Raw genomic sequence first — 24,351 nt, forward strand, 5'->3', positions numbered from 1 at the left:
ATAGTCCTAGTGTATGCCCGCTACTGCCGGGCACGCGAGGAGTTTCGCTCTGAGGACTAGAGCACACTATGGGGTGTTCAAATAGACATGCAGATTAGGTATTCTCTATGGCTCTATAGGCGTATGATTAAATGCTTGTGCGAAAACTTCGCGCACTAGTGCACCCATACGTGCAGAGACTGCCCGGAAAGAAGGAACCCCATGTCTTCAACCCCCGAATCCACGCGAGACCCTCGCCTGGATAAACCCTGGCCCGCCATGTGGTCGCTGGTTATCGGCTTCTTTATGATCATGATCGATACCACCGTGGTGACCGTGGCGCTGCCCAATATGCAGGAGCAGCTCTCCGCATCACTCTCGGCAGTTATTTGGGTGACCAGCGCCTACCTGCTGGCATACGCGGTACCCCTACTGATTTCCGGCCGCCTGGGTGATCGTTTCGGTCAGAAGAATATGTACATGCTGGGCATGGCGGTCTTTACCCTCGCCTCCCTGTGGTGCGGTCTGTCCCCGAATGTTGAAATGCTCATCGCTGCCCGCGTAATGCAGGGTCTGGGCGCATCCCTGATGACCCCGCAGACCATGTCCATTATTACCCTCATGTTCCCGCCGAATCAGCGCGGCGTAGCAATGAGCGTATGGGGCGCCGTTGCGGGTATTGCCTCCCTGATCGGCCCGATTCTAGGCGGTGTGCTGGTGGATGGCCCCGGCTGGGCGTGGATCTTCTTTATTAATATCCCCGTGGGTGTTGTGGGTCTATTCTTGTCATGGCGTTTCGTGCCGACCTTCTCCCATAAGCAGCACAGCTTTGACTGGCTGGGCGTGGCGCTCTCGGCAACCGGCCTATTCCTGCTGGTCTTCGGTATTCAGGAGGGCTCGACCTACTCCTGGGGCACCATTACCGACTCGCTCTGGGGTACCGGTATTTCGGTAAGCGTGTGGGGTCTGATTATTACCGGCGCGATTATCTTCGCCCTCTTTATCCTCTGGCAGGCAATAAATAAGAACGAGCCGCTGATTCCCCTGAGCCTGTTCAAGGATCGTAACTTCTCGGTGGGTAATATTGCCATTGCTGCAATGGGCGGTGCCGTGATTACCATGGCGTTCCCCATTACCATTTACTTCCAGCAGGTGCGCGGTATGACCCCGACCCAGGCAGCGCTGATGACTATTCCTCTGGCGGTTATTTCCGGTGCTCTCTCGCCGGCGGTGGGCAAGATGATGGCTAAGCACGACCCCAAGTGGTACGCTGCCGGTGGTTTCCTCTGCCTGGTCATTGGTTACGCCTGGCTGCGTGTGCTGATGGTGCCCGAGAGCTCCATTGTGATGCTCTTGCTGCCCTTTGCCGTGCTGGGTGTGGGTAATGCGCTGATTTGGGGTCCGCTGGCTGTTAATACCACCCGTAACCTAGCGCCTCGCGTGACCGGTGCGGGTTCGGGCGTGTACAACGAGACCCGTCAGATTGCCTCGGTGCTGTGCTCCGCTGCGATTGCAACCGTTATGAGCAGTGCAATCACCGATCAGGTGGCAAAGGCTATTGCGGCTCTGCCCGCTCCCGCGCGTGCCGCTGCTGCTAGCGCCGATACCTCCGCCGTGGGTCATGAGGGCGGTATGAGCGGCGTGCTGCCGGAGTTCCTCCATGCGCCTTTCTCCGCGGCAATGAGCGATTCGCTGATTCTGCCTCTGGCTCTGTCCGTAGTGGGCGTTGTGGCGTGCCTGTTCTTTGCGCCTCCCGTGGATACCGGCGCCTGGTCTCAGGGACGCGCACCCGAAAATACCCCCGGTAGCGCCTCGGATGCTGCGGCTGAATAAGAGAGCTTAGTATATAACTCATTGGGCGGTCAGATACTGCATAGAGTATCTGACCGCCCAATGATTTACGCTCGTGCGATTTTTCAGCGCGAGATTAGCGCTTAATAGCTGCCAGTGCTACCTGATCCAGAGCGTTGGTGCTGGTTGCCGAGTATGCGGAACCGCTTGCTGGGGTTACCTCGATCGGGGTGTCACCTGCGCGAACCTCAACGGTGAGCGAGTAGGTGGAGCTGGTGGTCGAGTACAGAACCGGAATCTGGCTAAAGACCAGCTGGTTGTAGGCTGCCTTGCCGTTGGTGGAGCTTACGCTCAAATCCTCCAGCAGGGTGATCTTAATATCGCCATCCCAGGTGGTGGTGTTAATGGTGGGCTTCAGGAAGGTGTAGGAGTACGCCGCGCCATTGAATGCCTTCACAGCGGGGTTAGCGGTGACGCTCATACCCGGGTGGGTTTCGAAAGCCGGGATAATGCCGCCCTCACCGGTGGTGCCCCAGGTTTCGGGTGCGCGTACTTGGCTTTCCTTAGCGAAAACGATGGTGTAGCTGACGTAGAAGGTCGAGCCAGCCTTCAGGGTGGAGGTGCCCGTGTAGGTTCCGTCGGGGGCCAGGGGAGCGGACAGCCAGAAGCCGACGCCGCCGAAGGTGTTATCACCCAGGGAGCCGCCGGGGGTGTAGGTACCTCCGCCATTGCTCTTGGGGTTGTCGGAGGAGCCGAAGCTATTCTCCAGGGGGACGGTCACGCTATCTGCACCAAACTTGGTGGAGAAGGGCTGGTCGGGGTGCAGGTCAAATGCCTGGCTGAAGGTGTTGTATTCAACGACCAATTCACGCGATGCTGCGTATGCGGGTACAGCGGCACTTGCCACCACGACCGGAGCAGACCATGCTGCCCCGGTGAGCACCCGGCGACGAGAAATACCGGACTTGGTTGGGGGAGTCATATGGATTCTCCTTATTCCATTGGGCTTCATGAAGAAGTATCACACTGTGTGAATACCTTCAAGTTTAGTTCAAAGCTTAGAGTTGTTCCACGAAGTACGCCGTAATATCTTCAAAATTAGAGGATTATTACCTTTTATGTCGGTGAATATCTATGGTGTGCATCATAGTTTAGAAGTGAAGAAACTCTAAACAACGCCTAGAGGTTTATATATACTTCATCCGGTAAATTTACCCTGAGAATAACACTTCTAGCTATAGGTTAAGGTTGAAAACTCATGTAGTATGGAAAGCGTTCAGGTATTTATCTGACCGGGAGAAATTGGGGTATTCTCACTCACACGCCCCAGTATTTCTTGGGCAGCACTCACAGAATACGTGAACGTATTCACTCACATCACTCAAACACTCACACAATTTAATGGATTCTCACGAAAGGAAACCAAGATGACTTGGTTTACCCGTACTCGTGCTGCCCTGCTGAGCGCATCCGTCATTCTCGGCTCGCTCGCGGTAGCACCGACCGCCAACGCCTTCAACCTGAACGACTACGACGGGGACGGCATTCCCAATTCCGTTGAAATCAACGGTTACGACGCCGATGGCGACGGCATTATCGACCTGGACCTGCGCGCCATGGGTGCAAGCCCCTACCACAAGGACGTCTTTGTGGAAATGGACTACATGCCCGGTGAGCTGGCAAGCGACGCCGAACTGGACCGCATTGTCGACTCCTTCAACTCCATGCCCCTGCGCAACCCCGACGGCTCCTCCGGTATTCACATTCACCTGGACGCCGGCAGCGCAAGCGCCAAGTACAACCTGGGCGGCGGCAACCAGATTGAGCACAAGGCTCTGGACGACAATATGAAGGTCTGGCAGGAATTCAAGAACGCCAACTTCGATTCCAAGCGCGATAACATCTTCCACTACATGATCTGGGGCGACTACTACGGCAGCACCTCTTCTTCCGGCCTGGGCTGGAGCAACGGTAAGGGCTTCATTGTGACCGTGGGCAAGACCAAGTGGCCCACCGCCAATGGCGATGTCCGCGTGGGCACCTTCATCCACGAACTGGGTCACAACCTGGGTCTGGGCCACGGCGGCGGCGATAGCCTGAACTGCAAGCCGAACTACTTCAGCATTATGAACTACGAGTACCAGCTCTACGGCCTGCCCATGGCTGACGGTACCCGCCGCTTCACCTACTCCTACTACACCTTCCAGAACCTGGACGAAAACGCTCTGGATGAAACCAAGGGCTTCGGTCCGCAGGCGTACGGCCTGACGTACAAGAATCAGCCCGCCCACGAAGCCATTGACTTCAACGGCAATGGCGTGATCGACACCAAGCCCGTCTCGGCGGATCTGAACGGGGATAAGAAGCTGAGCGTGCTGACCGGCTCGAACGATATGCTCTCCCTGAAGTTCCAGACCAAGCTGACCACCTCCAGTGGCGTGCGTAGCGCCTCCGAGGCTCCGAAGCTGGTTGCTAATGAGCTGACCTACGAGAAGGCTCAGGAAATCCAGGCTCAGCGCTAAGACGCATAGGGGCTTCAAAAGCAGCTCGAGAATCTTGTAATTACATATTTCTACTCTGCTATTCACTGCAATACCGCCCACCCCGTACATCGCGGGGTGGGCGGTATTGTCTATGCGCTGCTATCTGTCGACACCCCGCTCTATATCAAGCCACACCCTTTGTAATCCTCTGCCCGATATAATGACAGCGTGACTACTAGCTATGATCTATCCTCCCGCTGCCCCTGCCTGAGCGGACGTACCTACGGCGAATGCTGCGGCATATACCACGCGGGCTTTGCTTCCGAGGGCACGCTGAGCGCCCCCACCCCGGAGGCTCTCATGCGCTCGCGTTTTAGCGCTTTCGCCCTCAATAACCCCGAGTATCTTCTGGCAACCTGGGCACCCGAGACCCGCCCCGAGGCACAGGGCTTTGAACTGGATGAGGATTTACGCTGGTACCGTCTGGATATTGTGGATGCACCCCCGGCGTTGGGTAGCAGCACGGGCACGGTTGAATTTATTGCCTATTATCGCTCCATTCCGGGTATTGATGAAGAGCAGAGGGTTAAAGGCTCCATGCATGAGCGTTCAAGCTTTAGCTACCGCGGTGGTGTGTGGTATTACGTAGACGGTATACACCGCTAAAGAGCTGCTGCATACAGTGCTATGCCCAGAGGGCTTAGAGCGGGTGAAAAAGGGCGGGAAACCATTGGTTTCCCGCCCTTGTGTGTTCGTCTGTGTGTATAAACGCAATCTGTGCTCCGCGCATTTGCAAAGCCCTCACTATTGTACGGGCTGACATATCTTTTTCTGCCCGTGTTGTTCGTATCGTGGAGGAAAAGATAAACGCGGGATATAGCCCCGAGATAAAACAAAGGGAGGGCTTCTCACCGATATCGGTGAGAACCCCTCCCTTCTATATCGCTATAGAGCCGCTAACTTTAGGCGTGTGCCCAACCGTCAATCAGACCCATACCGAAGAAGACCAGGAATGCCGCGGAAACCACGTACATCAGCCAGTGAACTTCCTTCGCACGACCCTGAACCAGGCGGATGAAGACGTAGGACACGAAGCCTGCGCCAATACCATCTGCAATGGAGTATGCCAGGGGCATGAAGATAATGGTCAGGAAGGAAGCAATACCCAGTGCCCAGTCATCCCACTCAATGTTCACAGCCTGGCGCATCATCAGGAAGCCCACGAAGACCATAGCCGGAGCCACAGCCTCGAAGGGAACCACGGTGACCAGCGGGGAGAGGAAGATAGCCAGCAGGAAGAGCACACCGGTGACAACATTTGCCAGACCGGTGCGAGCGCCCGCACCAATACCGGTTGCGGACTCCACGAAGATCTGGGAAGAGGAGGAGGAGCTGCCGCCACCGACCACGGAACCCAGGGCGTCAACCAGCAGCACGCGGTCAACGTTCTCGATCTGGCCGTCCTTAATGGTGCCCGCCTCGGTTGCCAGACCCACGGAGGTGCCCATTGCGTCGAAGAATGCAGAAACCAGAATGGTGAAGATCAGCAGGGTTGCAGCCAGGCCACCAATGGAGGTGAAACCGCCGAAGAGATCCATCTTGCCCACCAGGGACATATCCGGCGCGGCGCTGGTGTTAGAGCCGAATGCGGGCACGTTCAGGGACCAACCCACGGGGTTAGCGACCTTTTCGCCTGCATCGTTGGTGTAGACGGAGGGGCCGATCTTCAGAGCGGACTCGAGGAAGATTGCCAGTGCGGTGGATGCCAGTACGGAGTAGAGGATCGCGCCGCGAACATTGCGCACCCACAGGGTGATGGTCAGCAGCAGACCGAAGAGGAAGACCAGGGTGGGCCAGCCCAGCAGGTGGCCGTTCACGCCGAACTTCACGGGTACGGTGGTGCCTGCAATGTCGGGTACGCGGCGGATAATACCCGCGTTGACCAGGCCGATGAAGGCAATGAAGAAGCCGATACCCACCACGATTGCGGTCTTGAGGGATTCGGGAACAGCGTTAAACACTGCGGTACGGAAACCGGTGAGCACCAGCAGGGTCATCAGAATACCAGCCCAGAAGACCAGACCCATGATTTCGGGCCAGGTCAGGTTGGGGGTGCTGATAATGGTGGTGGTCAGCAGGGCGTTCACGCCCAGGCCGGCTGCCATGGCGAAGGGCTGCTTGGCCCAGACGCCCATGATGATGGTCATAATACCTGCGACCAGTGCGGTGACTGCTGCAACCTGGGGTACGCCCAGGATGGAGCCGCTGCTATCGGGTGCCAGGCCAATGATCAGGGGGTTGAGGACCACAATGTAGCTCATGGCGAAGAAGGTGGCGATGCCGCCTCGGATTTCGTTGGCTACGGAGGATCCACGCTTGGTGATGTGGAAGTATTTATCCAGGCTGCTGGTGGCGTCCTGCGTGGGGGTAGACATGAGTGTAAATACTCTTTCGTGTTTGTGAATGCGGGTGTGTGCCCGTAATGTGCAGAAAGCGTCACGGGCCGGTGCCTGCGACGCTTTTGTTACTTGGCTATTTTATGGGAGTGTGAGGGTGCGTCTCAAGCCTGGGTAGCTGGCTGTGATGTAGAGCGCGTTAGTCAGACATGAAATATTTTCTACAGGTACCTGTAAAACATGCCTATTGTGGTGTACACTTACTCTTAGGAGCCACCACGCCCGCAATCTTCACGAAAGACGAATACCTATGTCTCAGAACGAACATAACGCAGACCAGGCGCCCGTCCTGGATCTTTCCCTCTACCCCGCAGCAGAGTCCCTGCCCGTGCGCCAGCGCGCCGTGGTCGCCACCGAGCGTCCCGAACGCTATATTAAGCAGCTGGTCTCTCATATGGGTCGCAAGCTCGGCGTTGTTGAGCTGGATAACGGCACCCGCCTGGTCTTTAATCGCGAGGGCGTATTCCGCGGTTATGGTGACCTGCTGGTGGGAGAGGGCGCCCTGGTGATGGAGGTGCGCGCCGAGGATGCTGACAAGGCAGCCGGTGTTGCCGATGTGCTCGACCGCCACCTGGTACGCTTTGGTGAGCGTGAGCAGCTGGTGATTGAATTCCAGGCTCTGGACGCCTAAGCCACCCTAGCCTCTAAAACGTATACAGCAGTGCCCCGGTGCAAAACACCGGGGCGCTGCTGTATATAGAGTCGAATAGTTGGCTTCTAGCCGTGTATTTGCCCAGAATTACGCCTCCACGCCAGGTTAACATGCCCTAACTCCGGTAGAATAGCACCGATAGACCTTTCGTTTTCGCGGGACAACCCGCACTAGAGATCAAGGAACATAGGTGACTGAAGCTCCCCGTCCCCTGCGCGTAGCCGTTATCGGCTCGGGCCCCGCAGGTATCTACGCCGCTGACCTGCTGACCAAGTCCGAAGAGGTCCGCACCGGCGCCGTACCCGTCGCTATCGACATTTTCGATCGCTACCCGGCACCCTTCGGCCTGATTCGCTACGGCGTTGCTCCCGACCACCCGCGTATTAAGGGCATTATTACCGCCCTGCACAAGGTGCTCGACCGCGGCGATATCCGCTTCTTCGGCAATGTTGAATACGGCAAGGACCTGTCCCTGGCGGATCTGCGCGAGCACTACGACGCCGTTATTTTCGCAACCGGCGCGATTGAAGACGCTAAGCTGCCCATCCCCGGCATTGACCTGGACGGCTCCTACGGCGCCTCCGACTTCGTCTCCTGGTACGACGGTCACCCCGACTACCCGCGCACCTGGCCGCTGAAGGCTGAGCAGATCGCTGTGCTGGGTAATGGTAACGTGGCGCTGGACGTCGCACGAGTGCTCTCCAAGCACGCAGAAGATCTGCTGGTGACCGAAATCCCCGAGAATGTCTACGAGGGTCTGAAGGTTTCCCCCGTCACCGACGTGCACGTCTTCGGCCGCCGCGGCCCGGCACAGATGAAGTTCACCCCCCTGGAGCTGCGCGAACTGGCGCACTCCCGCGATGTGGACATTGTGCTCTACGAAGAGGACTTCGTCTTCGACGCTGCCTCTGAAGAGGCAATGGCTAATGACAACCAGGTCAAGGTCATGATGAAGACCCTGAACAAGTGGCTGGAAGAGCAGAAGGAACGCACTGAGCATGCTTCCCGCCGCTTGCACCTGCACTTTATGCAGTCTCCCGTGGAGATCCTGGGCGAAGACGGCGCTGTAACCGGTCTGCGCGTGGAGCGCAATGAGCTGGACGGCAAGGGCGGCATTAAGGGTACCGGTGAGTACATCGATTACCCCATGCAGGCTATCTACCGTGCTATTGGCTACTTCGGTTCCGAGCTGCCCGAGATTGGTTTCGACCCCAAGAAGGGCGTTATTACCAATGTTGAGGGTCGCGTGGTGGACGAGGACGGCAATGCTGTTCCCGGCCTGTACGCTACCGGTTGGATTAAGCGCGGCCCGGTGGGTCTGATTGGCTCCACCAAGTCTGACGCTCTGGAGACCATCACTCACCTGCTGAGCGATCGTGAGAACCTGTACACCGCCCCCGAGCCGGACGCGCAGAGCTTTAGCGCCTACCTGGACTCGAAGGGTATTCGTTACACCACCTGGGAAGGCTGGCATCGTCTGGACGAGCACGAGAAGTCCCTGGGTGCTGCTGCCCTGGATGCAGCAGGTGAGCCTCGCGCTCGCGTGAAGGTGGTTGATCGCGACGAGATGGTTCGTATCTCCTGCGGTGAGTAGTCTGCTCTAGACTCCTATGGGTTGGGGGTGGTTGGTATATACCAACCACCCCCAACCCATACCTATATATTTCAGGACTCAGCTATATATTTCCGAACATTTTTGATCGCTTTGCGATATATAAAATACATAAAGGGAAAGTTCAATATGAATAGAATCCATCCTATCACTAAATAAATATCATCTCTGTATATGAATGATATAAATAGTAGAAAGAATCCTGCGATAAACATAAATAGCCCAACACCTAGGAAATATTTTTTAACCGCACAATGGGCAGCCATCCACGCTCCGGGAGATCTGGTTGTTTCAACGGTTGTTATACCTAGAAATGAGAAATTACCTGCCCCTTTACGCGTTGTGTAGAAGGCTGTAAATACCCAGAGCGTCCCAAAGAACACAAGGATACATCCTATATCAAATGTGTGACCGTTTTGCATGAAATTTTCCAAATCTTTTATCATATAATAGGTATGTTATGATTAGGCCTATCATAATTAGAGAGAACGTAAATAGTCCAAAGTAGGCTAGTATACATAAATGAAAAATTATCCCAACGTATGCTATAAAATGCCTAAATTTTTGAGATGCAACCGTAGCCACGACGAGAAGGAGTTCTAATAGAATTGTTCCCCAAGTTAGCATTACGGTACCTAGTGGAAAATATGTTATATATTTTAATAATATATCAATACTCCCACCTTGTCCTAACGTTGTATCCCTTGTCCAGTAGTACATTGCACTACCGTCCGCCCATTCTGGACGTTTAATCTTACTCATAGATGCATCAAAATATATAATGATAGCTTGTAATGAAATATTTATAAATGTTATGCTTGCAATATTTTTATCAATTTTATTTATTTTAGCTTCTTCTATCCATATATTCTTTCTTCTGTCTGCAATAGATAATGGGACTAATAGTATACTTAAGTTGGAAGCAACTTGGTCTCCTCCCTCGAGAACGGATATTGACGTTGACAGACTCCACGTTATATATGCGGTAGGGATACATGAATATCTAGGGAACAGTCCAGAAACCGCCCAAAGCAATATAAATATTGAAATAATTCGAGCTATTTCTAGATTAATATTACAGAAAATTGATGCATTTTTTATTCCATAGCATTGCGGGGGCTGACCGCTTATATCAATACGAGCATGGAATAGGGTATTAGTATCATTAAAAACTAAAGTTAAAAATACCGATCCAAAAATAAATAATTTAGCTAGGGGTATTAAAAATTTATTGCTCCAGAGGAATAAAGCCCTGTTTTCTATTGATTTCAGCATCTTACTTCTAGTTTCCAAATTTTTGTTCTTAATATGTCATCCTTAAATTCCCTATATGCATAAGGGAGAGGTGTTCGTCTCTCAATAATTATGTATCCGCATAAGTTAGAATCATGCTGGATGGATAATTTTAGAATGTTTGATTCTGGAATATTAGAGGAACAAGCGACTATATGATTTATAGTGCAGGGCTCCCCTTGTATTTTTGCCTCATCGATTTTTTTCATCAGAATTGCGAGATCAAGATTTCCAGTTCGATGCAATCGCGAAACTCCAAAGGAATTTTCAAATGTAAATGCATCAGGAAAAAGTTTAATCAGCCTATCTTCATCTATTTTATAAATATAAGGTATTTCTTCTCTTACGTCTTTAGTGAAGAAAGACCAGCCCTGAGGATATATGGTATTTATGTTTTCTTGAGTATTATTATCAAAATAATTTGATGGAATTGATCCACTTAAGCGTGGTATGAGTGATAATATTATCATAAAAAACATGGCAATAGATAGAAATCTTGAAAATTTACAAATAATCTTATTCATTTATATACCTTAATGATTCCGTAATGATACGTATATTATCTTCTTTTAATGTATTTGTTGTATAATTATCTCCAATTGTCCAAACAAGAGCTTTGACGACAACATTAACTCCGGCAGCGTAATTATATCCAGCGGCTAACGTAGATACGACAGCAGCAACAGCCACTACAACGAGAAGACCAATGCAGAATGTAGGCCCACAGGCCGTTGGTTCAGAATGAATATATTTGCTGTCCTTGTCTGTAATAAGATTTGTACCTTCTATTAGGGTAGACTCTACTATATATGGGTCTCCAGATGTTATATCGCTTAAAAATTTTTGAAAATTATACCCATATTCATCTAATATTTGAACGATTGTATACCAGCTTTTAGATTCTTCGCTGGATAATGGATGTCTACTAAGGAGAGGTGGTAGTCCATATTTTTCTGATCCTACACCTGAGTGAATGGCGATAAATAGTTCTTTGCCTATATTTTGAGGATTCTCACCGCGCTGGATTGCGGTATATATAGGAGAGTCGTATTTATCTAGTGTTATGGTATTTGAATTTAATAAAGCTGTTATGATAAGGATTGATACTAAAATCTTTCGTAGATCTTTCATTTCTCTTTGGTGTCCTGTCGAAGAATTGGTTATTCTGCATTTATTCACTACGGTAACCCTTGAGAGTGATGTACGTCAATTTATTGTTGTAACAATTTGTCATAATTGTTTGGCATCGTCTGGACGAGCACGAGAAGTCCCTGGGTGCTGCTGCTCTGGATGCAGCAGGTGAGCCTCGCGCCCGCGTGAAGGTGGTTGATCGCGACGAGATGGTTCGTATTCTCCCGCGGTGAGTAGTCTGCTCTAGACTCCTATGGGTTGGGGGTGGTTGGTATATACCAACCACCCCCAACCCATACCTATATATAGTGTCTCTGAAGAAGCTCTAAGGGCACGGTCTATGTACGATGAAGTGTACTGTACATGCAATAAACGCCCGCTCCCTGGTTGGTGGGGCGGGCGTTTGAGCCGTACAGGCCTTGATAGAGCCTGCGTGCCGGAAATTTCTCTGATCCTTCAGGTGCTCACCGGACCCTCTCACTCATAGAGCCCGATCGTCGTGGTGCCGGATCTGTGCGGAAGGTGCTCTATTGCGTTAGAGCATCCGGCGCCACTACCTTCGTTCCCCGCAATGGTTGGATATGTGCGGCGGGGAAGCGACCTGAAAATCGCATTTTCGGTGATATTTGTGCGGTATTCATACTCACGGACTCCCGAAGGAATCCTGCAGGTCAGTGCCTACATCTACTACTCTATGGCAGGTTTTACCCCGGAATCAAGCGGATTTGACGCCTTTCGAGGGGGCAATTTTATAGCCCCTTGTCAATCGCTTGAGGTTTATCAAATTGTTATAAAACTTTTTCGCAAAATGTGGCACAGCTCGCGTGATATCCGTCATAAAATATCCTAAAACCGCCCTGACGGCACACAATGCACTCGGGGGTGACCCTCTGGCAATGTATCTTCTTCCGTATAGAACGGTGTCCATATGAGCTGCCGATGAATCACTTACTCGGCGATACAGAGCATGTAGGCTCGGTGGCGTGGAATATCCACCCGCTCGGCTACGTGAGTTACGCAGTGTCCCCACCTGGGGAAGATGGTACTCCATTATGTAGTGCTGTAGTTTCGCCTCTCTAGCCCATATGAATCTAGGGCCTTATAGCGGAAAGGTGCCTTGTTTATAGGGTTCTCGGGGCCCGGAGGGGACCGCCAGGAAAAAATTTTAAAAAACTTTGAGAAGGCTCTATTATGTCCTGACCTGTATATATACGTGTATCCTGTGCCTCTATTGAGGTTTTTGAGGTCGAAAAATGGGCACGAAACCCCATTTTGGGTTTGCATCGTCTTTTTTTCTGTCGTAGACTAGTTGAGGTTCGAGCGACCGGCTGAAAGCCAGTCAATCTAACTAGGCCCCCATCGTCTAGCGGCCTAGGACGCCGCCCTTTCACGGCGGTAGCACGGGTTCAAATCCCGTTGGGGGTACGTACAGATTCTTTAGAATCTGTCGCCTGTCAGTTTACTGACTAGGCCCCGTAGCGCAGTTGGTTAGCGCGCCGCCCTGTCACGGCGGAGGTCGCGGGTTCAAGTCCCGTCGGGGTCGCTTTGACCGCGTAGATGTTTTCATCTCGCGGTTATTGCGTATCTGATGTACATACGCAAGGCTCTGTAGCTCAGTTGGTAGAGCGTGCGACTGAAAATCGTAAGGTCACCGGATCGACGCCGGTCGGAGCCACGAAATCCATCCTCCAGGCTTCTACAGTGGGGATGGATTTTTTCTTTAAGCTTAAAAGCGTGCCCGTGCATCACATGTACGGGCTTTTTGCGTTATGGGCGTGTATTATCTGAGGTGTGTGGTAATTCAAAGCGTGCGTAGTGGGTGTAAAGCACGTGTGATGCGTATTCTGACTATCTCCATAAGCTTCCCGGGGTCGGGGCGCAGTGTAAGGTGTCCCGAAACCGGGATTTTTCTGCGACAAAGCAGGGAGATAGATGCAGGGAGAATAGTGATTTCTTAGGCTTTGGACTGCTAGTGTGACATAGAGACTCAAAACACAGTATTTTCGCTAGCCATCGGCGGAGCAATGCTGTATAGTTTATATCTGTTGATTCCAACAAGGCCCCGTAGCGCAGTTGGTTAGCGCGCCGCCCTGTCACGGCGGAGGTCGCGGGTTCAAGTCCCGTCGGGGTCGCTTTGACCGCGTAGATGTTTTCATCTCGCGGTTATTGCGTATCTGATGTACATACGCAAGGCTCTGTAGCTCAGTTGGTAGAGCGTGCGACTGAAAATCGTAAGGTCACCGGATCGACGCCGGTCGGAGCCACGAAATCCATCCTCCAGGCTTCTACAGTGGGGATGGATTTTTTGTGCTCTTAATCACGGTATTTGATGTACTCCGCGCCCAAACGGCGCGGTTTTTTCATACCTTCTATATCTTAAACCTCGTCAATAGTGAACACCTGCCTTCCCATCTGCTAGCCAAATACAGTATTTAGGAAGATAATTAGAGTATGATGAGTTATCAGCCTTCTGAACGCTTCTATCGCCACGATGGCGATACGCTTTTGAGCGTGCGCGTGCAGCTACGGGCTATAGATGCGGATCCTGAGCTGCTGGCTCGGGCTGTGGATGACTATTTAGCAACCCTGTATTTTGATGATGACGCGCCTTTTGAGCCCCGCCTTGGCGTGGCTCGCATCCATTACGCCGCCGGTTTCACCATCGGTTTAGTGCGTAGCCCCGGTGGCGCGGGGAGTGAGAGTGTGGAACTGGTGGTATCCTCCGCCGGTGAAGACGCCATAGAATCTTTGCACGATGGCATTGATCGTTTACAGCAAGCGCTAGCCTCAGTACCCGGTGTGGACTACCAATTCACGGAAATCCTCGCACCGGAACGCCGAGCGGGCTCCCGCCACAAGGAACCTGAAGCCTAAGCTGTACGCTCCGCACAGGAGCCAAGCGAAGACAATACACCATAAACACAGGGTATCGGGTGTGAAGATACCCCGCGGCTAAGCGTAGTCGCATAAGAAATAAGGGTGTGGGGTGAACAGAAATAGTTCACCCCACACCCTTATTCCTATCTACATCAGGCTAGAGACTAACCAATCAGCAGAGCCAGCGACTGATAAGGCTTGAGCTGCAGCTCGAACTCATCAGCGGTAGCGGTCAGCGCCACGCCCGCCGCTAGCTGCTCATCGGCATCCTCATAATTGCTGATCAGAACCTTAGAGAGAGCGTAAGCCTTGGGTACAGAAATAGTGTTCTCTTCACCAAAGAAATTATTGAGCACCAGCAAACGCTGCTCACCCAGCACACGCTCATAGCCAAAGACACGCTCATGATCCAGTGCAAAGGACTCATAGCTACCCTTAGCAATAATCTCGTACTCCTTGCGCAGAGCAATCAGGCGACGATAGTAGGACAAAATGCTGCCGGGGCGCTCCTCATCCGCCACGCTAATACCCGCACCGGTGTGCGCATCAGAGGCTACCGCAGGAGCCAGCCAAGGCTTAGAAGTACCAAAACCAACATCCGGATCAGAAGTCCACTGCATGGGGGTACGGGAATTATCGCGAGCCTTAGAAGCCACAATCTCAAAGGCACGATCGGCACTCACGCCCTGCTGAAGCAGCATATCGTAGGCGTTATGCGCCTCCACATCCACATAATCTTCAATACCCTCATAGACCGGGTCGATCATACCGATTTCTTCACCCATATACACATACGGGGTGCCGCGCAGCAGGTGAATCACGCTCGCAAGCATAGTCGCCGACTCGGTACGGTAACGCTGCGGGTCACCAAAACGGTTCAGTGCGCGCGGCTGATCGTGATTATTCCAGAAGAGCGCATTCCAGCCGCCGCCAGCCTGCATACCCAGGGCCCAATCATTCAAAATGTTCTTAAGCTCAGCGAAGCGGAAGGGAACCTTGGACCACTTTTGACCCTGATCGTAGTCCACCTTCAGGTGGTGGAAGCTAAAGACCATATCCAGCTGTTCCTGAGCGGGGTGAGAATAACCCACGCAATTCTCAATACTGGTCGATGACATTTCACCCACAGTCACGGTACCCTCTCGAGGGCCAAAGGAGGAACGGTTCAAATCCTGAATAAAGGTATGAACCACCGGGGTGTCGGTGTACAGGGTCTTATCAATGACGCCCGCCGGAGCATCGCGTAGTACGGTGTCCTTACCGATCACATTAATCACGTCGAAACGGAAACCGCGCACACCCTTGTCGTACCAGAAATTCACCACATCGAATAGGGCACGGCGTGCCGGCTCGTGATGCCAATTCACATCCGCCTGGGTGCGGTCATAGAGCGCCAAATAGTACAGGGGAGTGCCCTGCTCATCGGTGTAATCACCAAAGCGAACCCAGGCGTTACCGCCGAACTTCGACTCCCAGTTGGTCGGAGGCAGCTGCGAGCCGTCCTCGGAAATCTGTGCCGGACGAATATAGAAATAATCCCAGTACTCACGCTCACCCGCCAGAGCGCGCTTAAACCACTCATGCTCGGTGGAGACATGGTTGAGCACCATATCGAACATGACATTAATGCCTTCAGCATTAAAGGCAGTAATCATCTCTTCAACATCCGCCATGGTGCCCAGATCCGGGTTAATAGCGTAGTAATCAGAAATATCGTAGCCATTATCGCGCTGCGGGGAGGCAAAGAACGGGTTGAACCAGACCCAATCTACGCCCAGGGATGCCACATAGGGCACCTTTTCAATGATGCCGCGAATATCGCCGGTAGAGCCGCCAGAGGCAGAATAAAAGGACTTGGGGTAGATCTGGTAGATGACCTGGGAGTGAAAAGACATGAAACTTTCCGGATGTCGATGACAAGATACGGTGCCGTGCGGTGTTCGCTCCCTGGAAACAGAGGACACCCTAAGCACACATACCCATTTTAAGGGGGATAATAGGGGAATGCTTAAGCCTTACAAGGCGTAGAGGCATTTCGGGGAAAACTGCCGGTAAATCGGCACCACATTCGCTTCTGTGAAAAGCATCAGCGTATAGCCCGAAGAGAATATTATACCGGCTTATCCCGCCGGGGAGTATAGACATAACGGAATAAAACGACGCACAACACACTAGGGAAGGTACCTGAAATGCCTGAATTGCGTTCTCGCACTTCAACCCACGGCCGTAATATGGCGGGCGCACGCGCACTTTGGCGCGCCACCGGCATGGGCGATGACGACTTCGGCAAGCCGATTATTGCAATCGCGAACTCCTACACCCAGTTCGTCCCCGGCCACGTGCACCTGAAGAATATGGGCGATTTGGTCGCCGGCGCCATTCGCGAAGCCGGCGGTGTTGCCAAGGAATTCAACACCATCGCGGTTGACGACGGAATCGCTATGGGTCACGACGGCATGCTCTACTCCCTGCCTTCCCGCGACCTGATCGCAGACTCCGTAGAATACATGGTCAACGCGCACCGCGCCGACGCCCTGGTCTGCATCTCCAACTGCGATAAGATCACCCCCGGCATGCTGCTGGCAGCAATGCGCCTGAACATCCCCACCATCTTCGTCTCCGGCGGCCCCATGGAATCGGGTGCCGGCATTGAAGGCGTGGTTGAGCACCGCCTGGACCTGGTGGACGCCATGGTCATGGCAGTGGACGACTCCGTCTCCGACGAAGCACTGGCACAGGTCGAAAAGAACGCATGCCCCACCTGCGGCTCCTGCGCAGGCATGTTCACCGCAAACTCCATGAACTGCCTGAACGAAGCAATCGGCCTGGCACTGCCCGGTAACGGCACCACCCTGGCAACCCAGATTGCACGCAAGCGCCTCTTTGAAGAAGCCGGCACCCGCATTGTCGAACTGGCCAAGCGCTACTACGAGCAGGATGACGACTCGGTACTGCCGCTCTCTATCGCCACGAAGGAATCCTTCGAAAACGCAATGGCACTGGATGTGGCAATGGGCGGCTCCACCAACACCGTGCTGCACACCCTGGCAATCGCACACGAAGCGGGCGTGGACTTCACCCTGGACGATATTGACCGTATTAGCCGCCAGGTGCCCTGCCTGGCAAAGGTCGCCCCGAACTCCACCAAGTACCACATTGAGCACGTGCACCGTGCCGGCGGTATCCCCGCCCTGCTCGGCGAGCTCAACCGCGCCGGTCTGCTGCACAAGAACGTTCACTCCGTACACGCCGATAACCTGGACCAGTGGCTGGCTGACTGGGATATTCGTTCCGGTACCGCTACCGAGCAGGCGAAGGACCTGTTCTTGGCGGCTCCCGGTGGCGTGCGCACCACCCAGGCATTCTCTACCGCCAATAAGTATGAGAGCCATGAGACCGACGCTGAGAACGGCTGCATCCGCTCCGTGGAGCACGCCTACACTAAGGACGGCGGTCTGGCGGTTCTGCGCGGTAATATCGCCCAGGACGGCGCGATCATTAAGTCCGCGGGTATTGATGAGGAACTCTTCCACTTCATCGGTAAGGCCTACGTGGTTGAGTCTCAGGACGAGGCCGTGCACGAAATCCTGTCCAAGAACGTGAAGGAAGGCGATATTGTCGTCATCCAGTACGAGGGCCCCAAGGGCGGCCCGGGTATGCAGGAAATGCTTTACCCGACCTCCTACCTGAAGGGTCTGGGTCTGGGTAAGAAATGCGCGTTGATTACTGACGGTCGTTTCTCCGGCGGTACCTCCGGTATTTCCATCGGTCACATTTCGCCTGAGGCAGCTGCCGGCGGCGCTATCGGTCTGCTGGAAACCGGCGACGAGATTGAGATTGACGTGCACAACCGTATTCTGCGCGCCAATGTGCCCGATGAGGTTTTGCAGGCACGCCGTGAGGCGAAGGGTCCGCTGCCCTGGCGCCCGACCAAGCCGCGTCCGCGCGCTGTGTCGAAGGCGCTGAAGGTCTACGGTCTGCTGGCATCCTCCGCCGATAAGGGCGGCGTGCGCGTGCTGCCTGACGAGGCATAGTCTCTAGCGTATAGCTCTCATAAGGGGCGGGTACTGATATAGTACCCGCCCCGTATGCTGTGACCGTTCTTGTGTATTGGCTGGGAATTGAACGAATATAGCGGGTTAGCTCTTGAACCCTATTTTTTTGGATACAATCAGTGTTCAAAGAGTACCCACACTATAGGCCGCAGCATATGCAGAAGATAGCGCGGCTGGATAGGGAAACTATGCTGTACACCTGGAAAACGAGTGTTGAAGAACTCGAAGCAAAACTGGCACAGATTAATGAGACTCTGCGCGCCCACGAACTCACCTCGGGCGCTGCAGCACGTGCCGGGGTCGTCATCGAAGACCTCAAAAAGCAGAAGAAAAGCCAGCAGGAAATTGACCGAGCGCTCGCAGAGCAGGGACTGCCTAGCTTGCAGGAAGTCGGTCAGGCAACCGTGCACAACCTCTACGGCTATTGGAAGCTCAATAACCAAAAGCTCAAGCTGGAAAAGCGCATTATTAAGCTCTCCCAGCGAGCATAAACCATACCTCACCTCTCATAGCTAGAGTCCTATACGGGGCGGGTACTGATATAGTACCCGCCCCGTATGCGTGTCGTGCAGAGTGTAGTGGGTGTGTATCCGTACGGTGCCGGGCGCCCGGTAGAAATATGACCTGTAGCCGTTCGCTGATTGGCAAAATACACACACCGCGTTGCTTGAATGCCGCTCAAGGTTTTATAAAGATATAGGTTAATACTTTTCACAGATACAAGGAGCGGCAATGAAGGGGGCAAGCAATGGGCATTACACCGGCACACTTCAAAAAGTGCACACTCACCTGGTGCGCGCCGGACTATAGCACCTCATATCCCGCAGGCTACACCGCAGAAGGCGTAGCCGTCATTGCCGTCGTCGAAGAATCTCAGCGCGCCAACGGGTACTGCTATAGTGCCAGCGCGACCATGACCTATATTTCCCGCGAAGACGGTACCCGAGAGGTCATCTCCGAATCCCCGAATCTGAGCACCCACAAGCACTGCATGCTTGAACCCTGCGAAAATATTCACGCGAACCTGCTCGGCCGCGCCGTACTCGAAGCCTTTGAGGGCATCCCGGAAGAATACCGCCGTAACCTGGTGACCATTGCCGCGGATCGACGCCAACTCAAAACCCTCTTCCGTCAGCACGAGAGCCTCAAAACCTTCCTGGAATACCGAGCCATTGAGCGAGTGCTCGACCCCTACGATAACCACTCCTTGGGGGAGGTACACGTACGCCTAGCCGGTACGGATGCAGGCGAGCAGCTCGCCTCCTACCAGCAGCTGGTGGCAGAAACCGCACGCCAAATGCTCGAAGCTGAACAGCAGGAAGCCCCGGAAGACCAGCTGCAGGATTACGAAGTCTTTACCGACTGTTCCTTCCGCTCCACTCACAATAAGAAGTACACGCGCGGCGGCCGCATGGGCATTGCTGGCGTGAGCGAAGACGGCTTTTATTTTCATAACCACTATGATGGTGTGAATATTATGACCGGTGAGCTTTCGGCAATGCTCAACGCCTTTTTTGTGTTCTATAACGGTACCCGTCGCCTGGTCATTAATACCGATTCCCTGGGTGCGCTCACCTTTGTGCTGCGCCTAGCGCATCACCGCCGTTCCTTTGAACGATGGGTCTCTGAAAGCGTGCAGGATGCGCGCGTTATTGAGGTCATGTCGCGCATGACCGAGGCTATCCGCGCTCGCCGAGTGATCGTCAAGCACGTACCGGGGCATACCGGTCACGGCCTGCAGGAAAGCAGCGACTCCGTGTCGAAAATGCACCGTCATTTTCCCGGACAGGTGGTGGAAAAGCGCCATATTCCCGAGTTTAATCAGCGCTGCGAGTCTATTATTACCGCCCTGTCGGGGTGCACGAAGGCTGTTCGCCTACCCGCACCCGAATGGTTGTATATTCGTCCCTCCCATGTTCATATGGGCAATAAGCTCTGGCGTTAGCGTCCGGATTCCCGTACCCGCCGGAGACTTCTGAATGGGGTACGGGTGCAAAACCGTACAATAGTGCCTATGGCTTTTATTGCGGGTATTTTTGTGCTGATGAGCGCCCTGACGCTGGGCGTATTGTGCTGGGAACGACGTGCTCTTTTTGCCGGCGCTCTCACCATGGTGTGGTACGGCTGTTTATGTTGGCTGCTAATTGCTATTGCCTCAACCAATGAGACGAATGCCCTGTGGTTGATTCCCGTGCTCATTTTTGCGGTGGGGCCGGTGATTGCGGTGGCCCTAACCCCGCTGGCATTGACCGTTGTGTCGATTTATAGCGGTGTACGTCTGATTCTGCGTGAGGGTTTTTCGCTCACAAATTCTTTGGCTCTTGCCCTGGGTGCGGCGCTGCTGCTTTGGCCCCTTCTGCCCAACGCTAATGTGCAGATTCCGGGTATTGGCCCGGTGTGGCAGATTGTGTACGGCTATATTTTCTGCATTATTGTCTACTTTAGCCTGTACGCGGTGGTGTATACGGTCACGGCTCTTATTAACCTGGTGCCTGCCCGTGGGCCGGTAGATTATGTGGTGGTGCTCGGCTCCGGTCTGATGGGGGATAAGGTGACCCCGCTGCTAGCTGCGCGTGTGGATCGCGGTATTGCGGTGTATCGTAAGAGCCCGGGCTCGCGTCTGATGATGACAGGCGGCCAGGGAGATGATGAAGAAGTAGCTGAGGGTGTGGCGATGGCGCGCTACGCTATGGAACGCGGTGTGCCCGAGGCCGACATCATTATTGAGGATCGGGCGCTGAACACTCGCCAGAATTTGAGCTATTCCTGGGCTTTGATGGATGGCGCCCCGGTGACCGGTGGCACGGTGCCGCGCGTGGTGGTTGCTACGACCTCGTACCATGTGTTGCGTGCTCTGCTGCTGGCGCGTTCTTTGGGGTTGAAGTGTTCGGGTGCCGGCGCTCGCACCAAGCTGTATTTCGCCTTTAACGCTTTTATTCGTGAGTTTATTGGGTATCTATCTTTGGCCCGTAAGCAGCATGCGATTGTGTTGGCGATCTGCACGGTGCTTTATGCTGCGGTAATGATATACGGAACCTATGTGATGATGCAGGCTGGCGCCTAGAGCTCACTTGCTCACAGGATAATAAAAACGGTACCGGGAGTGAACCCGGTACCGTTTTTTCGTTTCATCCTAGTGGGTGAGCGCCACCTTCAGGGAAGCGATAGCAACCACCATGACAGTCAGCAGAATGCTGGTGCGCAGGGTGCTGAAGAAGTTGCGGAAGGTAACCTTGATTTTCTTGTACTTGTTAATGAAGAAGTTCAGGCGGAAGATACGCCAGACGATCATCAGGTAGCAGATGGCCAGCACCACGTAGGCGGCTTCCTGGTCGATCATATCGTGCGGGTCGCCGGTTGCCAGCAGCAGAATAATGGTCGGCAGCGCCGTGGTGGTGAGAATGGGGCTTGCGTTGGCTGCCGCATGGCGAATGTAGTCGCGGGTGGGCTTGCCTTCGTGGGTGACACGGTATTCCATGAGTTCGGCAATAATGTGGGCAATGTAGGTGCACAGACCGGTGCCGGCCACAATCACCCAGGCATTGCCATCGACCACTTCGTGAATATCGTGCAGGCCGGTCAGCGCTGCCAGGATCAGGAAGTTACCGTAGGTGTACGCCGAGACGTAGTGCGCCATATCGTGCTTGTCCATGGCTTGGAGCTTGAGGGCACGTTTGCGGGGCGAAAGGATGAGGGCCATTGCTATTTTCCTTTGGTAGTGGGGTCTAGAGGAGGCTCGACCAGAGTCGGCACAGGTTTTCAACCATTTTAATGCGGTTGGGTCGTGCTGCCCACTGGTCGTAGCGTAGTTCGGTGCAGATTGCCTCGTAGCGGGCGGTGACGTCTTCGAGGGCGCGCACCATGGCGTTGTCGGTGATGAAGGTGGACACTTCAAGGTTAAGGGAGAAGGAGCGCGGGTCCATATTGGAGGATCCGATGAGCACCATCTCGTTATCAACGTACATGTATTTGGAGTGCAACACGGTCGGTCCGGGGTATTGCAGGATACGCACCCCGGCGGCCAGCAGCGTCTCGTAGTAGGAGCGTTGAGCCATATTGGGTAGGAACTGGTCGCCTTTTTCACATACGATCACGGTCACTTCAATGCCGGAGAACGCGGCGTTCGTCAGTGCCTGCAGCAGCGTTTCGTCGGGTACGAAGTAGGGGGAGCAGATGGTAATGCGCTCTTCGGCGTTATAGATCATGTAGTTGATCAGGCGCAGGTTATTTTCAGTTTCAAAACCGGGACCGGATGGTACTACCTGGGCGCGTACGCCACCGGGGGTGTAGGGGATATTGGCTTCAATTTCTGCCAGCAGCAGCTCATTAGTTTCCGAGTACCAGTCGGAAATAAAGATAGCGTTGAGCTCTTCAACAATGGGGCCGGTGCAGGAGAAAGTGAGGTCTTTCCATTCCAGGCCCTTTTCAATATTGGCCTTCATATCGTAGGAGCGGTGAATGGCGTTCTGCGAACCGGAGAACGCCACCTCACCGTCCACCACGAGCACCTTGCGGTGGTTACGCAAATCCGGGCGCTGCCATTGCAGGCGCCAGGGGCGCAGGGGCAGCATCAGGCGCCATTGGATGCCCGAACGGTCGAGCATGGAGCAGAGCTTGTGGAAGGAGGGGTATTTGCGGCTACCAATATGGTCAATGAGCACGCGCACCTGCACGCCACGCTGGTGGGCGGCGAAGAGGGCATCCCAGAGGACCTTGGTCGCCTCATCATAGGCGGTGATATAGAACTCGAAGTGCACATAGTGGCGCGCGGTGCCAATGCGTTCGGCCATGGCAACCATGGCGGCGTGGTTATCTTCGTGCAGGGTAAAGCGATTGCCACCGACCAGGGGCAACGCGCCGAGCTTATAGTTCAGCTGGCTTGCTACGCGTGCCGCTTCGCTCAGGTCGTCGATGGTGGTCAGGTAGGGGGAATCGCCGGATGCTTCGCGAATCATGTCGTTCATGGCGTGTTGGCGTGCTCGGCGGTATCGGGGTAGGTGGCGGGATCCGAAGATGAGGAAGGCGAGAAAGCCTACGAAGGGGATAAAGAAGATCGCCATAAGCCAGCCGAGCGCCACCACGGGCTTGCGGTTGTAGGGTAGCCAGATGAGCGAGGTGAAGCGGATGAGGATATCAAGAACGAAGATGGTGGTGTTCATCCAGTCGGGGAGGAAACTGAACTGGTTAGGTTGAAAGAAGCTGAAAATATTAATATCCACCTGTCTATTATCCCTATGGGTCGGGTTTTTGCCCTATTGGGTGGCTTTGGTGTTCATCTCAGTGGCACCGGGTGCGGGTCTGCGGTTGCTGGGTGCACTTGCGCAAAGTTTGCAGTAATGCAATAATTGCATCTGTGCAAAATACTCAGTTGTCACCTAAACCCCTACGCGAACGCCGCCGCGCACGCACCTGGCAGGCAATCCACGCCGCAGCCAGCACTCTGGCGGCTACCAAGGGGTTACGCGAAACCACCATTGAACAAATCGCTGAACAAGCCGGGGTATCCACCCGAACCTTCTTCAACTACTTCGCCACCAAAGAAGATGCCATCCTGGGTATATCCACTCTAGAACTGACTGATCAGATGCTTGAACAGGATGCCCAACGCGGCGATAACCGCCTGATTGTTCGCCTCACCCACTTGCTGCTGACCATTGTGCGTGCAGGATTCGGCGGCACAGATATTGAGCAGATCCGCCAGAATATTAACCGCTACCCGGAGCTAATGAATAGGGTCAAGGTGCATAACCATCACGCCGAGAACCTTCTGCGTGACTTCCTGACCCGGGTGGATTGGGAACGCTTCACGACTGCTGGATACCGCGGACCTTTCCCCCTGCATCCTGCCGAGCACGCCCCCGAACCAAACGCAGATCAGCAACAGATGATTGAAAGCATGCTGCACCTGGCAAGCGCCATTCTGCGCCAGGTGCGTTTCGGTGATCAGATTGACGACGTGCACCTGCTCGATACACAAATTCGGGCACTGGCCGATAGCTACACCACGATTTTGACCTACTAA

The 24,351-nt window shown here is 53.8% G+C and carries 19 protein-coding genes and 5 tRNA genes; 16 read left to right on the forward strand and 8 right to left on the reverse strand.

Going from position 1 to position 24,351, the window contains the following annotated elements:
- Positions 1-201: 201 nt before the first annotated feature.
- Positions 202-1,812, forward strand: a complete 1,611-nt coding sequence (locus Q4P78_RS04745) for a DHA2 family efflux MFS transporter permease subunit (protein WP_303339208.1) — start codon at positions 202-204, stop codon at positions 1,810-1,812.
- 94 nt (positions 1,813-1,906) lie between these two features.
- Here the strand turns inward: Q4P78_RS04745 and Q4P78_RS04750 are convergent, their stop codons facing one another.
- Entirely contained in the window at positions 1,907-2,752 is an 846-nt protein-coding gene (locus Q4P78_RS04750) for a hypothetical protein (RefSeq protein ID WP_303339209.1), read from the reverse strand.
- Positions 2,753-3,197: 445 nt separating this feature from the next.
- On the opposite strand from Q4P78_RS04750, the gene Q4P78_RS04755 reads away from it, so the two are divergent.
- Positions 3,198-4,292, forward strand: coding sequence for a zinc-dependent metalloprotease family protein (locus tag Q4P78_RS04755; RefSeq protein ID WP_303339210.1), 1,095 nt, complete (start codon positions 3,198-3,200; stop codon positions 4,290-4,292).
- A 189-nt stretch (positions 4,293-4,481) separates the two neighbouring features.
- Entirely contained in the window at positions 4,482-4,919 is a 438-nt protein-coding gene (locus Q4P78_RS04760; protein ID WP_303339211.1) for a YchJ family protein, read from the forward strand.
- Between the two features lie 296 nt (positions 4,920-5,215).
- Here the strand turns inward: Q4P78_RS04760 and Q4P78_RS04765 are convergent, their stop codons facing one another.
- Positions 5,216-6,688, reverse strand: a complete 1,473-nt coding sequence (locus Q4P78_RS04765; RefSeq protein WP_303339212.1) for an NCS2 family permease — start codon at positions 6,686-6,688, stop codon at positions 5,216-5,218.
- Between the two features lie 271 nt (positions 6,689-6,959).
- On the opposite strand from Q4P78_RS04765, the gene Q4P78_RS04770 reads away from it, so the two are divergent.
- Together Q4P78_RS04770 and Q4P78_RS04775 are read left to right on the forward strand one after the other, a co-directional pair.
- Positions 6,960-7,340 carry a DUF2218 domain-containing protein gene (locus tag Q4P78_RS04770; RefSeq protein ID WP_303339213.1) on the forward strand — a complete coding sequence of 127 codons (381 nt, stop codon included), beginning with the start codon at positions 6,960-6,962 and terminating at the stop codon, positions 7,338-7,340.
- A 211-nt stretch (positions 7,341-7,551) separates the two neighbouring features.
- Complete coding sequence (locus tag Q4P78_RS04775) at positions 7,552-8,955, forward strand: FAD-dependent oxidoreductase (RefSeq protein WP_303339214.1); 1,404 nt, start codon at positions 7,552-7,554, stop codon at positions 8,953-8,955.
- A gap of 417 nt (positions 8,956-9,372) precedes the next feature.
- Here the strand turns inward: Q4P78_RS04775 and Q4P78_RS04780 are convergent, their stop codons facing one another.
- Genes Q4P78_RS04780 through Q4P78_RS04790 form a run of 3 tightly spaced genes read right to left on the reverse strand, consistent with a single transcriptional unit; the run spans position 9,373 to position 11,397 of the window.
- Entirely contained in the window at positions 9,373-10,248 is an 876-nt protein-coding gene (locus tag Q4P78_RS04780) for a sporulation-delaying protein SdpB family protein (RefSeq protein ID WP_303339215.1), read from the reverse strand.
- A complete protein-coding gene (locus Q4P78_RS04785; RefSeq protein ID WP_303339216.1) occupies positions 10,242-10,790 on the reverse strand; it encodes an SdpA family antimicrobial peptide system protein in 549 nt (182 codons plus the stop codon). Before Q4P78_RS04785 ends, Q4P78_RS04780 begins: the two co-directional genes overlap by 7 nt.
- Positions 10,783-11,397 carry a hypothetical protein gene (locus Q4P78_RS04790; RefSeq protein WP_303339217.1) on the reverse strand — a complete coding sequence of 205 codons (615 nt, stop codon included), beginning with the start codon at positions 11,395-11,397 and terminating at the stop codon, positions 10,783-10,785. The genes Q4P78_RS04785 and Q4P78_RS04790 overlap by 8 nt, the downstream gene beginning before the upstream one ends.
- Before the next feature lie 1,352 nt (positions 11,398-12,749).
- On the opposite strand from Q4P78_RS04790, the gene Q4P78_RS04795 reads away from it, so the two are divergent.
- The 6 genes from Q4P78_RS04795 (at position 12,750) to Q4P78_RS04820 (ending at position 14,271) form a co-directional block, all read left to right on the forward strand.
- A tRNA-Glu gene (locus Q4P78_RS04795) sits at positions 12,750-12,822 on the forward strand.
- 44 nt (positions 12,823-12,866) lie between these two features.
- Positions 12,867-12,940, forward strand: a tRNA-Asp gene (locus tag Q4P78_RS04800).
- A 59-nt stretch (positions 12,941-12,999) separates the two neighbouring features.
- A tRNA-Phe gene (locus tag Q4P78_RS04805) sits at positions 13,000-13,072 on the forward strand.
- Positions 13,073-13,455: 383 nt separating this feature from the next.
- Positions 13,456-13,529 (forward strand) — tRNA-Asp (locus Q4P78_RS04810).
- Between the two features lie 59 nt (positions 13,530-13,588).
- A tRNA-Phe gene (locus tag Q4P78_RS04815) sits at positions 13,589-13,661 on the forward strand.
- 187 nt (positions 13,662-13,848) lie between these two features.
- Positions 13,849-14,271: a hypothetical protein gene (locus tag Q4P78_RS04820; RefSeq protein WP_303339218.1), complete on the forward strand. Its 423-nt coding sequence runs from the start codon at positions 13,849-13,851 to the stop codon at positions 14,269-14,271.
- A gap of 167 nt (positions 14,272-14,438) precedes the next feature.
- On the opposite strand, the gene Q4P78_RS04825 is transcribed toward Q4P78_RS04820, so the two are convergent.
- Positions 14,439-16,169 carry an alpha,alpha-phosphotrehalase gene (locus Q4P78_RS04825; RefSeq protein ID WP_303339219.1) on the reverse strand — a complete coding sequence of 577 codons (1,731 nt, stop codon included), beginning with the start codon at positions 16,167-16,169 and terminating at the stop codon, positions 14,439-14,441.
- A 294-nt stretch (positions 16,170-16,463) separates the two neighbouring features.
- Here Q4P78_RS04825 and ilvD point away from each other — a divergent pair, with 294 nt between their 5' ends.
- The 4 genes from ilvD to Q4P78_RS04845 all read left to right on the forward strand — a co-directional run bounded on the left by ilvD (position 16,464) and on the right by Q4P78_RS04845 (position 21,393).
- Positions 16,464-18,308 (forward strand): dihydroxy-acid dehydratase, encoded by a 1,845-nt coding sequence (ilvD, locus tag Q4P78_RS04830; RefSeq protein ID WP_303339220.1) that lies wholly within the window; start codon positions 16,464-16,466, stop codon positions 18,306-18,308.
- 176 nt (positions 18,309-18,484) lie between these two features.
- The gene (locus Q4P78_RS04835) at positions 18,485-18,820 is read left to right on the forward strand and encodes a recombinase (protein WP_303339221.1); all 336 of its coding nucleotides are present in this window, start codon (positions 18,485-18,487) and stop codon (positions 18,818-18,820) included.
- A 257-nt stretch (positions 18,821-19,077) separates the two neighbouring features.
- The gene (locus tag Q4P78_RS04840; protein ID WP_303339222.1) at positions 19,078-20,274 is read left to right on the forward strand and encodes an RNase H family protein; all 1,197 of its coding nucleotides are present in this window, start codon (positions 19,078-19,080) and stop codon (positions 20,272-20,274) included.
- A 69-nt stretch (positions 20,275-20,343) separates the two neighbouring features.
- Positions 20,344-21,393 (forward strand): YdcF family protein, encoded by a 1,050-nt coding sequence (locus Q4P78_RS04845; protein ID WP_303339223.1) that lies wholly within the window; start codon positions 20,344-20,346, stop codon positions 21,391-21,393.
- A 69-nt stretch (positions 21,394-21,462) separates the two neighbouring features.
- Here the strand turns inward: Q4P78_RS04845 and Q4P78_RS04850 are convergent, their stop codons facing one another.
- Together Q4P78_RS04850 and cls are read right to left on the reverse strand one after the other, a co-directional pair.
- The gene (locus Q4P78_RS04850) at positions 21,463-22,029 is read right to left on the reverse strand and encodes a hypothetical protein (protein ID WP_303339224.1); all 567 of its coding nucleotides are present in this window, start codon (positions 22,027-22,029) and stop codon (positions 21,463-21,465) included.
- A gap of 25 nt (positions 22,030-22,054) precedes the next feature.
- Positions 22,055-23,488, reverse strand: coding sequence for a cardiolipin synthase (gene cls, locus Q4P78_RS04855; RefSeq protein WP_303339295.1), 1,434 nt, complete (start codon positions 23,486-23,488; stop codon positions 22,055-22,057).
- A gap of 209 nt (positions 23,489-23,697) precedes the next feature.
- On the opposite strand from cls, the gene Q4P78_RS04860 reads away from it, so the two are divergent.
- Positions 23,698-24,351 (forward strand): TetR/AcrR family transcriptional regulator, encoded by a 654-nt coding sequence (locus Q4P78_RS04860; RefSeq protein WP_303339225.1) that lies wholly within the window; start codon positions 23,698-23,700, stop codon positions 24,349-24,351.

Source organism: Rothia sp. (in: high G+C Gram-positive bacteria), from assembly GCF_030540545.1.
GTDB lineage: Bacteria > Actinomycetota > Actinomycetes > Actinomycetales > Micrococcaceae > Rothia.

Bases quoted from the DNA above. Each gene is read 5' to 3' on its own strand.
- Q4P78_RS04765 (WP_303339212.1), bottom strand. From the start codon at position 6,688: ATGTCTACCCCCACGCAGGACGCCACCAGCAGCCTGGATAAATACTTC.
- Q4P78_RS04755 (WP_303339210.1), top strand. From the start codon at position 3,198: ATGACTTGGTTTACCCGTACTCGTGCTGCCCTGCTGAGCGCATCCGTC.
- Q4P78_RS04745 (WP_303339208.1), top strand. From the start codon at position 202: ATGTCTTCAACCCCCGAATCCACGCGAGACCCTCGCCTGGATAAACCC.
- Q4P78_RS04845 (WP_303339223.1), top strand. From the start codon at position 20,344: ATGGCTTTTATTGCGGGTATTTTTGTGCTGATGAGCGCCCTGACGCTG.
- cls (WP_303339295.1), bottom strand. From the start codon at position 23,488: ATGAACACCACCATCTTCGTTCTTGATATCCTCATCCGCTTCACCTCG.
- Q4P78_RS04790 (WP_303339217.1), bottom strand. From the start codon at position 11,397: ATGAAAGATCTACGAAAGATTTTAGTATCAATCCTTATCATAACAGCT.
- Q4P78_RS04750 (WP_303339209.1), bottom strand. From the start codon at position 2,752: ATGACTCCCCCAACCAAGTCCGGTATTTCTCGTCGCCGGGTGCTCACC.
- Q4P78_RS04840 (WP_303339222.1), top strand. From the start codon at position 19,078: ATGGGCATTACACCGGCACACTTCAAAAAGTGCACACTCACCTGGTGC.
- Q4P78_RS04835 (WP_303339221.1), top strand. From the start codon at position 18,485: ATGCAGAAGATAGCGCGGCTGGATAGGGAAACTATGCTGTACACCTGG.
- Q4P78_RS04785 (WP_303339216.1), bottom strand. From the start codon at position 10,790: ATGAATAAGATTATTTGTAAATTTTCAAGATTTCTATCTATTGCCATG.
- Q4P78_RS04780 (WP_303339215.1), bottom strand. From the start codon at position 10,248: ATGCTGAAATCAATAGAAAACAGGGCTTTATTCCTCTGGAGCAATAAA.
- Q4P78_RS04850 (WP_303339224.1), bottom strand. From the start codon at position 22,029: ATGGCCCTCATCCTTTCGCCCCGCAAACGTGCCCTCAAGCTCCAAGCC.
- Q4P78_RS04825 (WP_303339219.1), bottom strand. From the start codon at position 16,169: ATGTCTTTTCACTCCCAGGTCATCTACCAGATCTACCCCAAGTCCTTT.
- Q4P78_RS04820 (WP_303339218.1), top strand. From the start codon at position 13,849: ATGATGAGTTATCAGCCTTCTGAACGCTTCTATCGCCACGATGGCGAT.
- Q4P78_RS04770 (WP_303339213.1), top strand. From the start codon at position 6,960: ATGTCTCAGAACGAACATAACGCAGACCAGGCGCCCGTCCTGGATCTT.
- ilvD (WP_303339220.1), top strand. From the start codon at position 16,464: ATGCCTGAATTGCGTTCTCGCACTTCAACCCACGGCCGTAATATGGCG.